Raw genomic sequence first — 13,628 nt, forward strand, 5'->3', positions numbered from 1 at the left:
GTTTCGTGTTCGGATCGGGCACGGTGGGCACGGTCTGGTCGGGCGTGGTCGAGCTCGCGCGGGCGGGGCGGCGTCACAGCGTCACCGAGGTGCTCGTCATCGCGCTGAGGAGCATCGGGGCGACACCGATCAGGAGGAACGCGGGCAGAGTGCACACCCCGAGAGGCAACAGCAGCCGCGAGGTCAGCTGTGCCGCCCGCATCCGCCCCTCGATGCGGGCTCGGTGGCGCTCGAGCTCCGCGGTGGCGCGCAGCAGATCCACCGCGGGCACGCCTGCCGAGGTCGACAGGTCGAGGACCTCGCGGTCGGCGTCCGACGGCGAGACGTCCACGGATGCCAGCACCTCCTCTGCGCGGCCGATCGACACACCGCTCGACAGCGCGATCGCGAACAGTTCGGCTGACGTGCCGGGAACGCCGCCGACCGGTCGGGCGCGAGCGACGAGACGACGCGTCCATATCTGTGCGCCCGCCATCAGCAGCGCACCGACGACGAGACACGCCGCGCCCACGGGATGCCGCAGGGTGGCGAGTACGTCGAAACCGAGCAGCAGTGCGAGCGCGACGGCGACGAGCGGCAGCCACCCGACGAGGCGGGCCGTGGCTGTGGGTTCGGCGAGCGCGACACGGATGTCGTCGCGAGCCTGGTGGGCGTCACGCAGGGCCTCGGCCATCCCCCGCAGCGTGCGCGCCAGCGGAGCGCCTACGGTCGTCGCGACATGCCAGGCGGCCGCGACCTCGCGCCACGCGCCGGGTTCCGCGGCGATGGCCTCGGTGAGCGGTTCCCCCTCCCGACGCCGTGCGTACACGCGCCGGGGCGCCGAGGCGCCCGATGCGGCCAGGTGCTCCCAGGCCCGGTCGGGTGCGATCCCGGCTTCGAGGAGCACGGCGAGTCGGTGCAGGACCGGTGCGACATCCGCCGCGGCCGCGGCATCCGCCTCAGCCACGGCACGCTGCACGGGCCACCGCAGCCTCATGCTCGCTCCTCGACTCCGAGGCGCCCGTCTCGCAGGATCGGCCGGGCGATGCCGACGACCCGTCGCACACCGTCGACATGACCGACGTGGACGATCGCGCCGATCGCGCTCACCACTTGCCTCGCGACACCGTGATCGTCGAGCCCCGCCAATGCGCCGAGCGCCTCGAGCCGCGCCGGGACATCGGCGAGGCCGCTGGCGTGCACGGTGCCGGCACCGCCGTGATGGCCGGTGTTGAGGGCGGTGAGCAGCTCGCGCACCTCTTCACCGCGGCACTCCCCCACCACGAGGCGATCGGGTCGCATGCGCAGCGCCTCACGCACCAGCCGAGCGAGCGGCACGGCCCCGGCGCCCTCGAGATTGGGCTGTCGCGCTTCGAGCCGCACGTGATGGGGGTGATCGAGCCTCAGCTCAGCGACATCCTCGATCGTGACGATCCGTTCGACCGGGCTCGCGCACGACAACAGCGCCGCGAGGAGCGTCGTCTTTCCCGCACCCGTCGCCCCCGTGACGAGGAGATTCGTCCGCTCCGCGACGAGCTGACGAAGGTCCGCGGCCACCGCCGCGTCGAACATGCCTCGTCGCTCGAGATCAGCGATACTCAGCTGCTCGACCGCGGGCAGCCGGATCGAGATGGCCGACCCCTCGCATGCCACCGGCGACAGGACGGCGTGCACGCGGATGCCGCCGGCCCACCGCACGTCGGCACAGGGCGTGGCGTCGTCGAGGTGGCGTCCCCCGATCGCGATCAACGCCACGGCGAGCGCACGCACCTCGGCCTCGTTCGGACGCCACCCGTCAGCGCGCTCCGCGCCCCGACCCCGGTCGACGAAGACACCGCGCTCTCCGTTGATGAAGACATCCGTCGCATCGGGATCGAGCAGGTGCTCGCGCAGCGGATCGAGCGCCGCGTCGTCGGGAAGCTTCCGCTGCGGTGCCGGAGTGGGCGCCGCGGCCGGTTTCCGGCGCCCGTCCCCGACGGACCCCCGGCGCGGTACGACGACGAATGCTGAGGACATGCCCCGACACTAGGAACCATCGGGATCGTCGATGGATCCGAGGCCCCGGAGACGGGACAATCGGCGCCGGTGGCCGGGTGGGGAGAAGACGCGGCGGGCAACGCCGTCCGACACCGTAGTCGGGCCCGGAGAAATGAAGAAGGACGGCACCCCACATTGGGGGATAGGGGTGCCGTCCACGCAACGTCCCGCCGCTTGGGGGGTAGGTCGGGCCGCCACGGGCGCGATCGATGTCGCAGCCGGGATCAGCTTACGCTGTCCGACCCGCTGCGACCCAATCACCGCACCGCCGCGCCACTCTCGGCACGACCACCCACTATCGGCGGTAGTCTCCTGATCTCGCCGCGGTCTAGATTGACCGCACGCCGCCCGTGCGCGGCGCCATCGACCGCGAAGGAGCGTGCCGTATGAGCAGCCAGATCGACCACCTGCTGACCGAGACCCGGCGTTTCGCGCCGTCGCCGGAGTTCGCCGCATCCGCCGTCGGCACCGCCGAGCTCTACGAGCGCGCCGCGGCCGACCGCGAGGGCTTCTGGGCCGACCAGGCGCGCGAGCTGCACTGGCACAAGCCCTTCACCCAGGTGCTCGACTGGTCCAACCCGCCGTTCGCGGAGTGGTTCGCCGACGGTGAGCTGAACGTCGCGTACAACTGCCTCGACCGTCACGTCGAAGCCGGCCTCGGTGACCGTGTTGCGCTGCTGTGGGAGGGCGAGCCGGGCGATGACCGCGCCGTGACCTACGGCGAGCTCACCGACGAGGTCAAGCGCCTGGCCAACGTCCTGACCGAGCTCGGGATCGAGCAGGGCGACCGCGTTGCGATCTACATGCCGATGATCCCCGAGGCCGTCGCCGCGATGCTCGCCGTCGCCCGCGTCGGCGCGGTGCACTCGGTCGTGTTCGGCGGGTTCTCGGCCGACAGCCTGCGGACCCGCATCGACGATGCCGGAGCCAAGCTCGTCATCACCGCCGACGGCGGCTATCGCAAGGGCAAGGTCTCGCCGCTCAAGCCCGCCGTCGACCAGGCGCTGGCCGACCGGGGCGCCGGTCCGCAGCTCACCGTCGAGCACGTCATCGTGGTGCGGCGCGGCGGCAACGACATCGAATGGAACGACGAGCGCGACATGTGGTGGCACGACGTCGTGCCGGCGGCATCCCCCGACCACGAGGCGCAGGCGTTCCCCGCCGAGAACCCGCTGTTCATCCTGTACACCTCGGGAACGACGGGAAAGCCGAAGGGCATCCTGCACACCTCCGGCGGCTATCTGACGCAGGCCGCTTTCACCAACCGCGTCGTGCACGACCTGCACGCCGAGACGGACGTCTACTGGTGCACCGCCGACATCGGGTGGGTCACCGGGCACAGCTACGTCACATACGGCCCGCTCGCCAACGGCGCGACGCAGGTGCTCTACGAGGGAACCCCCGACACGCCCCACCCGGGCCGCTCGTGGGAGATCATCCAGAAGTACGGCGTGACGATCTACTACACCGCCCCCACCGCGATCCGGTCCTTCATGAAGGTCGGCCGTCAGGTTCCGGCGCAGTACGACCTGTCGAGCATCCGCCTGCTCGGTTCGGTGGGCGAGCCCATCAACCCCGAGGCGTGGATGTGGTACCGCAAGGTCATCGGCGGCAAGAAGGCCCCCATCGTCGACACGTGGTGGCAGACCGAGACCGGCGCCATCATGATCTCCGCGCTGCCGGGCGTCACCGAGACGAAGCCCGGATCCGCGCAGGTCGCGCTCCCCGGCATCTCGATCGACGTCGTCGACGAAGAGGGCAACCGCGTGGGCGAGGGCAACGGCGGGCTGCTCGTCATCACGGAGCCCTGGCCGAGCATGCTGCGGGGTATCTGGGGCGACCCCGACCGCTTCGTCGAGACGTATTGGGAGAAGTTCCAGAAGCAGGGCTATTACTTCGCCGGCGACGGCGCCCGGCTCGACGACGACGGCGACATCTGGCTGATGGGCCGCGTCGACGACGTCATGAACGTCTCGGGGCATCGCTTGTCGACGACCGAGATCGAGTCCGCGCTCGTCGCGCACGAGTCGACCGCCGAGGCAGCCGTCGTCGGAGCCTCGGACGAGACCACGGGCCAGGCCGTCGTGGCCTTCGTCATCATCAAGCAGAGCTACCTCGACGCCCACTCCCCCGACGGTCTGGCGACGTCGCTCCGGCAGTGGGTCGGCGAGCAGATCGGACCCATCGCACGGCCCCGCGACGTCTACATCGTCGGCGAGCTGCCGAAGACCCGCTCGGGCAAGATCATGCGACGGCTGCTGCGGGATGTCGCCGAGGGCCGTGAGGTCGGCGACACCACGACGCTCGCCGACACCGCGGTCATGTCGGTCATCAGCGCTCAGCTGAAGTAGCCGGCCCGCGGGCTCGATCGCGTCACTCGGCGTCGCGGTCGAGGCCGCGCGCCCGGATCTCCTCGATGTCGAGATCGGCGAGGATGCGGCGCGCCACGAGGTCGTCGATCGTGCCGTCTCGGCGCAGGCGCAGCAGCACTTCGCGCTTGCGATCGAGCATCGCCAGCCGCAGCCGCGTCGCCTCCCGGTGCCGGATGAGCGGCGAGCGCTGTGTCAGGTCGATGTCGTCGCTGACGGCGAGCATCTCGAGCTGCGGCGCGGGCCGGTGCCCGTCGCCATCGGACGGCCCGGGCGGCACGGGGCCCATGCGCGACGCATCCTCGTCGGACGAGTCGTCGTCGATGTCGGCGTCCGGGTCGCGTTCCTCGGCCGCCCGTTGGCGCGCGACGGCGCGGGCGTTCGCGAGCTCGAGGCGCTCGTAGCCCTCGTGCCGGGCGCGGTCGCGGACACGATCGCTGACCCCGTGCTCCACGGCGAGGTCGTCGAGTGCTGCGAGTGCGGCACCCGAGATCGCCCGCTGAGCGAGCTCGTACTCCTCGATCGCCGCGTCGTCGGCGGGGAGCTTCGCCCACCGGATGACGACGGGGAGCAACGGCCCCTGCACGAGCAGGGTGAGCACGATGACGCCCGCCGTGACGAACACGATCGAGTCGCGTCCCTCGACCGGCTCCCCCGACGCCGTCGTGATCGGCACCGACAGGGCGATGGCGAGCGACACGGCGCCGCGGAACCCCGACACGGTGCTGACGACCCGCGAACGATGACGCAGCGATCTGCTCGACCCGGCCGCCGGACGCGAGAAAGGCGAGAACAGCCACTGGAAGAGGTAGCGCACGACGAAGAGCGCCACCCACGCCGCGACGGTGACGAGAAGCAGGATGCCGATCTCCGAGGGCGAGATCTCATGCAGCACCAGCTGCACCTCGAGACCGATCAGCACGAACAGCGCACCGTTGAGCAGATACACCCCGAACGGCCAGGTGGCATCGGCGGCCCGGCGCGACATGGCGGTCGTGATGCGCGGCGAGACCCAGGCGACGATGAGCCCCGCGAAGACCACGGCGAGCACGCCCGACGCCTCGATCAGCTCGGCGACCAGGAAGGCGACGAACGGGACGAGCAGCAGCGTCAGGTTGATCGTCAGGGTCGACTGCATCCGCCGGAGGGCGAGGAAGGCGAGCGCCGCGACGGCGATGCCGGCCGCCGCTCCGCCGAGGTACGACAGCAGCACCATGCCCGTGATCGAGAGGGCGCTGACCTGGTCACCGAGCAGGAGCGAGACCGCGATGGCGTAGAGGACGAGGGCCGTGCCGTCGTTCGTGAGGCTCTCCGCCTTGAGCTTCATGAAGGTGCGGGCGGGCAGCAGCCTGCCGAGCGCGGCCACCGCGGTGGCGTCGGGCGGGGCGACCGCGGCCCCGAGCACGAGCGCGGCCTCCCACGGCACCCCCAGCCAGGTCGCGACAGCAGCGACGGCGAACGCCGAGGCGACGACGAGCAGAGTGCTCATCGGCACGATGTAGCGGAGCGACCGGCGGACCGAACGCAGCGACGTCGTCCACGCCTCGCGGAACAGCAGCACCGGCAGGAACAGCAGCAGCACCGTCTCCGGCGGCAGCTCGATGGCGCGCAGCTCGGGGACGAACCCGAGCAGCAGACCGATCACGAGCAGCACGAGCGGCGTCGCGACGCGCAACCGCGGCGCCAGGACGGTTCCGACCAGAAGGGCGATGCCCAGCAGAACCGTGACCTCGAGTCCCTGCATCCCTACCGCCCTTCCGCGTGGTCCACACCAGAGCGTAGGGCCGCGAGCCGCCCCTCGGGCGGTGTTCCGCCCGAGGTTCGCGGCGGGCGGAGAGCCCGAGGATCAGACGAGGGCGAAGACGACCTCTACCTCGACCGGCGAATCGAGCGGCAGCACCGGCACCCCGACCGCCGACCGCGCGTGACGACCGGCGTCGCCGAAGATCTCGCCCAGCACTTCGCTCGCGCCGTTGATGACACCGGGCTGTCCCGTGAAGTCCGGGACGGATGCCACGAAGCCGGTCACCTTCACGACCCGAGCGAGGTTGTCGACACCGCCGGCCACATCCGCCGCGGCGGCGATGGCGTTGAGCGCGCACTGACGCGCGAGCTGCTTGGCCGCATCGGCCGCGACGAGACCGTCGCCCTCGCCGACCTTGCCGGTCGCGGGCAGCGCGCCGTCGATCATGGGCAGCTGCCCGGAGGTGTAGACGAGGCCGTCGTGCTCAGTCGCGGGGATGTAGGCCGCGACGGGCGGGACCACGGGCGGAAGCTGGATGCCGAGCTCGGCCAGGCGCGCCGAGACGCTCATGCGCCCGTGCCCTCGAACTGCTGGGCTGCCTGGTGGGCCGCCCCGAGACCGGCGTTGGCTGCTCCCCCGCCCACGGGACGCTTGAAGTAGGCGACGAGCCCGCCCTCGGGGCCGGGCACGACCTGCACGAGCTCCCAGCCCTGCTTGCCCCAGTTGTTGAGGATCGCCGCGGTGTTGTGGATCAGCAGGGGCGTGGTGAGGTACTCCCACGTCGTCATCGGGGCTCCGATCTTCGGCTTTCGCTCGCGCGCCGGCATGCGCGGAGGCACGCGCGCAAGGGGTGGTCCTGAGGCGGATGCCCAGGTATCTCGCTTACGATCACCCTATGCCTCACAAGAAACGCACGGCCACCGGTGTGCTCGGCGGTCTCGCCGGCCTGGTCGGCCTGAGCGCTGTGGCCGGGATCCTCGTCACCGCGACCGTGACCCCCGCCATCGCCGTGTCGGGTTACGCCGCGAGCAGCGCGATCGACGTCTTCGACAACATGCCGAGCTACCTCGAAGTCGACGAGCTCATGCTGCCGACCGAGTTCTACCGCAAGGACGCAGACGGCAACGACGTCCTCATGACGCAGTTCTACGACCAGAACCGCATCCCGGTCACGTGGGACGAGGTCGCGCCGGTCATGTTCGACGCGATCACCTCGAGCGAGGACAAGAACTACTACACGCACGGCGGCGTCGACCTCGTCGGCACGGCCAGCGCCGTGCTCGGCAACCTCCGCGGCAGCGACACGCGCGGTGGCTCGTCGATCACGCAGCAGTACGTCAAGAACGTGCTGCAGCAGGCTTGCGAGAAGGAGGCCAAGTCGCAGGAGGAGGTCGACGCGTGCTTCCGCTCGACGACGGTCGCCTCCGGCACCGACGGCATCGAGCGCAAGCTGCAGGAGATGCGCTACGCGATCCAGCTCGAGAAGCGGTATCCCAAGAACGAGATCCTGCTCGGCTACCTCAACATCGCGCACTTCGGCGGCACCGTCTACGGCATCGGCGCGGCTGCGCAGTACTACTTCGGCGTGCCCGCATCCGACCTCACGATCGGCCAGGCGGCCGCGATCGCCGGCATGGTGCAGGAGCCGAACACCTACCGTCTCGATCGTCCCGACAGCGAGTCGAACGGCGCGGCGAACGGCTACGAGCTGACCAAGGATCGTCAGATCTACGTCCTCAACCGCATGTTCTCGGATGGGAAGATCACGCAGGAAGAGCGGGATGCCGCCATCGCGGAGCCCATCACCCCCAACATCCAGGAGCGCGCGCAGGGCTGCCAGCTCGCCGCCGGCGCCGAATTCTTCTGCGAGTACGTCCGCAACATCGTCCTCGACGACCCGGCCTTCGGCGACTCCCTCGAAGAGCGCCAGCAGAACCTGCGCCGCGGCGGTATGAAGATCTACACGACCCTCGACCCGCAGCTCCAGGATGCCGCGCTCGACGCGATGTCCGTCGTGCCCGCGACCGACGACCGTCTGAACCTCGGCGCCTCCGGCGTCCAGGTCGAGGTCGGCACCGGCCGGGTGCTCTCGATGGTGCAGAACCGTCCGTTCGCGCCCACGGGAGATGACGCCGGCACGGTGACCCCGGTCAACTACAACGTGCGCAACCAGGACGGCGGCGGCGGTCACTCCGCCGGCTCGACCTACAAGGTGTTCAGCCTCGTCAACTGGCTCGAGCAGGGGCACTCCGTCAACGAGGTGCTCAACGGCCGGGTCGGGAACAAGCGGGTGCTCACGAGCTGTGACGGCGCGACGCAGAACGTCCGCACCGGCAACAGCGGCCGTGCGAACGAGATCGGCAACTTCCAGAGCAGCAACGGCTACTCGGGCACGGTCAAGAAGTTCACCGAGGACTCGCTGAACTCGGGCTTCCTCGCGATGGCCGAGCGCATCTCGGTGTGCTCGACCAACCAGGTCGCGATGAAGATGGGCGTCATGCAGTCCAACGGCGAGCCGCTGGACGTCAACAACAACCCCTACGACGTGCTGGGATCCGCCGCGGTCGCCCCCATCGACATGGCGCAGGCGTACGCCGCGATCGCCGGTGGTGGCATGCGGTGCGAGCCGAAGGTCATCGACCGCGCCGTGAACTCGGCGGGCGAAGACATCACGCCGCAGACGAGCTGCGACCAGGCCATCTCGGCCAACGTCGCCGCCACCGCCGCGTTCGCGCTCGAAGGCGTCATGAACGCGACGGGTCAGGGCGCCCGCATCTTCGACGGTGTGCCGGTGTTCGGAAAGACCGGTATCCACGAGTACGAGCACACCTGGATGGACGGCGCGAGCACCAAGGTCGCCACGGTGGTCTGGGTCGGCAACGTCGACGGCTTCGCGAAGCTCAACGAGTACCGCGTCAACGGCTGGCGCCTGGATCAGATCCGAAACGCGATCTGGCCCAAGATGCAGGGGGCGGCGAACGCGAAGTTCGGCGGCGACCGCTTCCCGACTCCGGACACGAACCTCACGAAGAACGTCCTGACGGACCTGCCCAACGTCGTCGGGCAGAACGTCGACGAGGCACGTGGCACCCTCGAGGCGGCCGGGTTCGCCGTGAACGTCGCCGAGCCCACCGACTCGACCGAGCCCGAAGGTCGGATCGTGTCGCAGGATCCGGGCGCGGGCCGCGCTCCGGGCGGCACCACGGTGACCATCACCCCGAGCAACGGCCAGGGCGCCACGGTGCCGCCGGTGACGGGCAACCCGCAGGAGGCGGAACGCCAACTCCGAGCGGCAGGCTTCACCAGCGTGACGACGGCGTGTACCGAGAAGGACGACTCGCCGCAGCCGACGGTGACGGGCACCAACCCCGCCGCCGGCCAGGCGGTCGGGCGCGGTACCCAGATCACCATCGAGTACACCGCGAAGAACTGCTGATGGCAGGCGTCCGCAGGACGCTCTCCACGATCGCCACCGCCGGCGCCTTGGGCGCCGGCGGTGCGGTCGTGTGGGGGGTGGGAATCGAGCGCTATCTGTTCACCGCTCGACGTCACGAGATCCCTGTACTGCCGGCGGGCAGCCCCAGCATCACCGTCCTGCACCTCTCCGACGCCCACATGGCGCCGTGGCAGCAACGCAAGCAGCGATGGATCGCAGACCTGGCCGAGCAGACGCAGCCGGATCTGGTGGTCAACACGGGCGACAACCTCGGCCACACCCGCGGTCTCGATGGCATCCGTCGGGCCTTCGCTCCCCTGCGCGGCGTGCCCGGCTTCTTCGTCCACGGCTCGAACGACGTGTACGAGCCGAGCGGACGGAATCCCTTGCGGTACTTCACGGGCCCCTCGCAGCACGCCAAAGCCGCGCCCAAGCTCGACACGGCGGCGATGGACGCCTTCTTCACCGACGGCCTGGGCTGGACCGACCTCGACAACGCCGCCGCGGCGGTACGCGTCTCCGGCCTGCGGATCGACGGTGTCGGCGTCGACGATGCGCACCGCGACTGGGACGACCTCGACGCCCTCCCGGGCGCTCTGGCGGCCCTGGGGGGCCGCAAGCCCGCCGACCTGACCCTCGGGGTCACCCACGCCCCGTATCGCCGCGTGCTCGACCGTTTCGTCGACCTGGGAGCCGACATGATCTTCGGCGGCCACACGCACGGCGGTCAGGTCCGGATCCCCTTCGCCTCGCGCGCCCTCGTCGCCAACTGCGACATCCCCCTCGACCAGGCGCGCGGCCTGAGCACGTGGGGCGCCGACGCCGTGCCCCTCAATGTCAGCGCGGGGCTCGGGCACTCCATCTACGCCCCCGTGCGGTTCGCGTGCCGCCCGGAGGCGTCCGTCCTCGTCCTCCGCGCCCGGGCGTGAGCCGATTCGTCTTCCGGGCGAGATCGGGGTAAGCTTGGAGGGTTGCCACGGGGTGTGGCGCAGCTTGGTAGCGCGCGTCGTTCGGGACGACGAGGCCGCAGGTTCAAATCCTGTCACCCCGACAGCGAAGAGGCTCCGCCGCAAGGCGGGGCCTCTTTCATGCCACCGGAGAACGGAGCACGGATGCCCATCCCCCGCCTGGTCGCCTTCGACCTCGACGACACCCTCGCTCCCTCGAAGAGCGCCATCGACCCGCGCATCGGACGTCAGCTGCTCGAGCTCGCCGCCCGCGTCGAGGTCGCGATCATCTCGGGCGGACAGCTCGCGCAGTTCACCGCGCAGGTCGTCGACCAGCTGCCTGAGACGGATGCCGAGCTGCTGTCGCACTTCCACCTGCTGCCGACCTGCGGCACCCAGTACTACCGCCTCTCCCCCGCCGGCATCGAGACGATCTACGCCCGCTCGCTGACCGACGACCAGAAGGCCCGCGCCCTCGCCGCGGTCGAGGAGGAGGCGCGTCGCCTCGGGCTGTGGGAGAGCGAGACCTGGGGCCCCATCCTCGAAGACCGCGGGTCGCAGATCACCTTCTCCGCGCTGGGGCAGCAGGCTCCCGTCGACGCCAAGATGGCCTGGGACCCGACCGGCGAGAAGAAGAACGCGCTCCGAGCGGCCGTGGCGGACCGCATCCCCGACCTCGAGGTGCGCGCGGGCGGCTCCACGTCGGTCGACATCACCGAGCGCGGCATCGACAAGGCCTACGGCATGACCCGTCTCATCGAGCAGAGCGGCATCCCCCAGGACGACATCCTGTTCGTCGGCGACCGTCTCGACGAGAACGGCAACGACTACCCCGTGCTCGCGATGGGCGTGGCCTGCCACGCGGTCGAGGGCTGGGAGGACACCGCCGACTTCCTCGACCAGCTCATCCCCACGCTTCCGCTGCGCTGATGTGCTGACGCGGACGACTCCGCACGACACGCGCCCGGGCCCCGGGCCGAGCAGCCGATCGGCTGCCGGCACCGGGGCCCGGTGCTTTGCGTCCCGTCGTCAGGCTCGGGATGCGGTCTTGGCTCGAGAGGGGGCGCGACGCGGGGCTGAGCCTGCGATCGGCACGAGCCGCTGGAGCTGGGTGACGTGGCGGGGCTCGAGCTCGTCGAGGCTCGAGACACCGAGCAGTTGCATCGTGCGCTCGATCTCGCTGCGGAGGATCGCGATCGTGCGGTCCACACCCTGACGGCCGCCAGCCATGAGCCCGTAGAGGTATGCGCGCCCGATCAGGGTGAACTTCGCACCCTGCGCGATCGAGGCGACGATGTCGGCGCCGTTCATGATGCCGGTGTCGACCATGACGGTCGCATCCTTGCCCACCTCGCGCACGACCTGCGGCAGGAGGTGGAACGGCACGGGGGCGCGGTCGAGCTGGCGACCGCCGTGGTTCGAGAGCACGATGCCGTCGACCCCGAGGTCGATGAGCCGCTTGGAGTCCTCGACGTTCTGCACGCCCTTGACCACGATCTTCCCGGGCCACATCCCGCGGATGACCTCGAGGTCGTCGTAGCTGATGGTGGGGTCCATCGCCGCGTTGAGGAGCTCGCCGACGGTTCCCCCGGTCGTCGTGAGCGATGCGAACTCGAGCTTGGGCGTCGTGAGGAAGTCGATCCACCACCAGGGGCGCGGGATGGCGTTGACGATCGTGCCGACCGTCAGAGCGGGCGGGATCGAGAAGCCGTTGCGCTTATCGCGAAGACGCGCGCCCGCGACGGGGGTGTCGACGGTGAACATCAGGGTGTCGAAGCCCGCCTCGGCGGCCCGCTTGACGAGGCCGTACGAGATCTCACGGTCGCGCATGACGTAGAGCTGGAACCAGTTGCGCCCGTGGGGGTTTGCCGCGCGCACGCCCTCGATCGAGGTCGTTCCGAGGGTGGAGAGCGTGAACGGGATGCCGGCGGCGCCCGCGGCGGACGCTCCGGCGCTCTCGCCTTCCGTCTGCATGAGGCGGGTGAATCCCGTCGGGGCGATTCCGAACGGCAGCGCGGAGCGCCCGCCGAGGATCTCCGTCGACATGTCGACGGACTCCGCCGGACGCAGGATGTCGGGGTGGAACTCGATGTCCTGGAACGCCTGGCGTGCTCGCGCGAGCGAGATCTCACCCTCGGCCGCGCCGTCGGTGTAGTCGAACGCCGCCTTGGGCGTCCGGCGCTTCGCGATGGTCCGCAGGTCGTCGATCGTCAGGGCCGACGTGAGCCGGCGGCGACGCCCGTTGAGATCGGGGGCCTTGAACTGCATCAGTTCGAGCAGCTCGGGGATCTTGGGCAGCTGTCGGGTGACCATGTCTCTTCTCTGTTCCGGCCGGGGGCCGAAGGGGTCGGGTCGGATGGATTCAGGTGGTTTCGGGACGGACGGGGTTCGCGGAGGCGTAGTACCCCGTGATGTGGTCATGAACGGCGGTGCGGGCATCCGCGACCCGCCGCTCATCGATCGCGGCCACGATCGCATTGTGCTCGTCGCGCAGGCGGTCGACCGCGCTGTTCCAATCGGGAATGCGCGCGGCGCCTTCGAGCACGTAGTCCTCGATCGACGAGCGGAGGCCCGCCATCATCGCGGCGACGACCTCGTTTCCCGACGCCTCGGCCAGGGCGACGTGGAATTGAGCGTCGAGCGCCAGGAAATCGGCGGGGCTGAGGTCGGCGGCATCCATCGCGCGGAGCGCTTCGCGAGCGCGCTCGAGGTCGACGTCGGACGAGCCTGCCAGTTCGCCGGCGACCCACTCCTCGAGCAGGAGACGCGTGTTGACGACATCCGAGATGGCGAAACCCTGCGCCGCCACCTGCAGGCGCAGCAGCGCCTGCATGCCGCCGGTCGGCCGCGCGACCACGATCGCGCCGGCGCTGGGGCCCGAACCGGTGGCGGTGCGGATGAGACCCATGACCTCGAGCACGCGCAACGCCTCGCGGACGCTGGAACGCCCGACACCGAGCTGCGCGACGAGGTCGCGTTCGGACGGCAGCCGGTCGCCGGGACCGAGCTTGCCGGCGAGAAGATCGGATTCGATCTTCTCCAGTACGACGCGCCAGGCGCGCGCCGGGGTTCCGTCGGCCATGACGCCCCTCTCGTTGGTGGCCGGACCACGATAC

General features: G+C 70.2%; 11 protein-coding genes and 1 tRNA gene. 5 read left to right on the forward strand and 7 right to left on the reverse strand.

Annotated features, from left to right (window positions below):
- Positions 1-73: 73 nt before the first annotated feature.
- A complete protein-coding gene (locus CI089_RS01490; protein ID WP_094259951.1) occupies positions 74-976 on the reverse strand; it encodes a type II secretion system F family protein in 903 nt (300 codons plus the stop codon).
- Complete coding sequence (locus CI089_RS01495) at positions 973-1,995, reverse strand: TadA family conjugal transfer-associated ATPase (protein WP_094259952.1); 1,023 nt, start codon at positions 1,993-1,995, stop codon at positions 973-975. The genes CI089_RS01490 and CI089_RS01495 overlap by 4 nt, the downstream gene beginning before the upstream one ends.
- 407 nt (positions 1,996-2,402) lie before the next feature.
- Here CI089_RS01495 and acs point away from each other — a divergent pair, with 407 nt between their 5' ends.
- Positions 2,403-4,367: an acetate--CoA ligase gene (acs, locus tag CI089_RS01500; RefSeq protein WP_094259953.1), complete on the forward strand. Its 1,965-nt coding sequence runs from the start codon at positions 2,403-2,405 to the stop codon at positions 4,365-4,367.
- Between the two features lie 22 nt (positions 4,368-4,389).
- Here the strand turns inward: acs and CI089_RS01505 are convergent, their stop codons facing one another.
- The 3 genes from CI089_RS01505 to CI089_RS01515 all read right to left on the reverse strand — a co-directional run bounded on the left by CI089_RS01505 (position 4,390) and on the right by CI089_RS01515 (position 6,917).
- Positions 4,390-6,129: a Na+/H+ antiporter gene (locus tag CI089_RS01505; RefSeq protein ID WP_094259954.1), complete on the reverse strand. Its 1,740-nt coding sequence runs from the start codon at positions 6,127-6,129 to the stop codon at positions 4,390-4,392.
- Between the two features lie 102 nt (positions 6,130-6,231).
- Complete coding sequence (locus CI089_RS01510; RefSeq protein WP_094259955.1) at positions 6,232-6,699, reverse strand: RidA family protein; 468 nt, start codon at positions 6,697-6,699, stop codon at positions 6,232-6,234.
- Entirely contained in the window at positions 6,696-6,917 is a 222-nt protein-coding gene (locus CI089_RS01515) for a DUF4177 domain-containing protein (protein WP_094261190.1), read from the reverse strand. The genes CI089_RS01510 and CI089_RS01515 overlap by 4 nt, the downstream gene beginning before the upstream one ends.
- A 107-nt stretch (positions 6,918-7,024) precedes the next feature.
- Between CI089_RS01515 and CI089_RS01520 the strand changes: the two genes are divergently transcribed.
- The 4 genes from CI089_RS01520 (at position 7,025) to CI089_RS01535 (ending at position 11,442) form a co-directional block, all read left to right on the forward strand.
- Positions 7,025-9,565 (forward strand): transglycosylase domain-containing protein, encoded by a 2,541-nt coding sequence (locus tag CI089_RS01520; protein WP_094259956.1) that lies wholly within the window; start codon positions 7,025-7,027, stop codon positions 9,563-9,565.
- Positions 9,565-10,494, forward strand: coding sequence for a metallophosphoesterase (locus CI089_RS01525; protein WP_094259957.1), 930 nt, complete (start codon positions 9,565-9,567; stop codon positions 10,492-10,494). Before CI089_RS01520 ends, CI089_RS01525 begins: the two co-directional genes overlap by 1 nt.
- A gap of 48 nt (positions 10,495-10,542) precedes the next feature.
- Positions 10,543-10,616 (forward strand) — tRNA-Pro (locus tag CI089_RS01530).
- 61 nt (positions 10,617-10,677) lie between these two features.
- A complete protein-coding gene (locus CI089_RS01535) occupies positions 10,678-11,442 on the forward strand; it encodes an HAD-IIB family hydrolase (RefSeq protein ID WP_179223196.1) in 765 nt (254 codons plus the stop codon).
- Positions 11,443-11,541: 99 nt separating this feature from the next.
- Here the strand turns inward: CI089_RS01535 and CI089_RS01540 are convergent, their stop codons facing one another.
- Entirely contained in the window at positions 11,542-12,825 is a 1,284-nt protein-coding gene (locus CI089_RS01540; protein ID WP_094259959.1) for an alpha-hydroxy acid oxidase, read from the reverse strand.
- 49 nt (positions 12,826-12,874) lie between these two features.
- Positions 12,875-13,594 (reverse strand): FadR/GntR family transcriptional regulator, encoded by a 720-nt coding sequence (locus CI089_RS01545; RefSeq protein WP_094259960.1) that lies wholly within the window; start codon positions 13,592-13,594, stop codon positions 12,875-12,877.
- Between the last annotated feature and the right edge of the window lie 34 nt (positions 13,595-13,628).

This window comes from Microbacterium sp. Yaish 1 (genome assembly GCF_002245215.1).
In the GTDB taxonomy this organism is placed as follows: domain Bacteria; phylum Actinomycetota; class Actinomycetes; order Actinomycetales; family Microbacteriaceae; genus Microbacterium.

Bases quoted from the DNA above. Each gene is read 5' to 3' on its own strand.
- CI089_RS01535 (WP_179223196.1), top strand. From the start codon at position 10,678: ATGCCCATCCCCCGCCTGGTCGCCTTCGACCTCGACGACACCCTCGCT.
- CI089_RS01490 (WP_094259951.1), bottom strand. From the start codon at position 976: ATGAGGCTGCGGTGGCCCGTGCAGCGTGCCGTGGCTGAGGCGGATGCC.
- acs (WP_094259953.1), top strand. From the start codon at position 2,403: ATGAGCAGCCAGATCGACCACCTGCTGACCGAGACCCGGCGTTTCGCG.
- CI089_RS01540 (WP_094259959.1), bottom strand. From the start codon at position 12,825: ATGGTCACCCGACAGCTGCCCAAGATCCCCGAGCTGCTCGAACTGATG.
- CI089_RS01545 (WP_094259960.1), bottom strand. From the start codon at position 13,594: ATGGCCGACGGAACCCCGGCGCGCGCCTGGCGCGTCGTACTGGAGAAG.
- CI089_RS01495 (WP_094259952.1), bottom strand. From the start codon at position 1,995: ATGTCCTCAGCATTCGTCGTCGTACCGCGCCGGGGGTCCGTCGGGGAC.
- CI089_RS01505 (WP_094259954.1), bottom strand. From the start codon at position 6,129: ATGCAGGGACTCGAGGTCACGGTTCTGCTGGGCATCGCCCTTCTGGTC.
- CI089_RS01520 (WP_094259956.1), top strand. From the start codon at position 7,025: ATGCCTCACAAGAAACGCACGGCCACCGGTGTGCTCGGCGGTCTCGCC.
- CI089_RS01510 (WP_094259955.1), bottom strand. From the start codon at position 6,699: ATGAGCGTCTCGGCGCGCCTGGCCGAGCTCGGCATCCAGCTTCCGCCC.
- CI089_RS01515 (WP_094261190.1), bottom strand. From the start codon at position 6,917: ATGACGACGTGGGAGTACCTCACCACGCCCCTGCTGATCCACAACACC.
- CI089_RS01525 (WP_094259957.1), top strand. From the start codon at position 9,565: ATGGCAGGCGTCCGCAGGACGCTCTCCACGATCGCCACCGCCGGCGCC.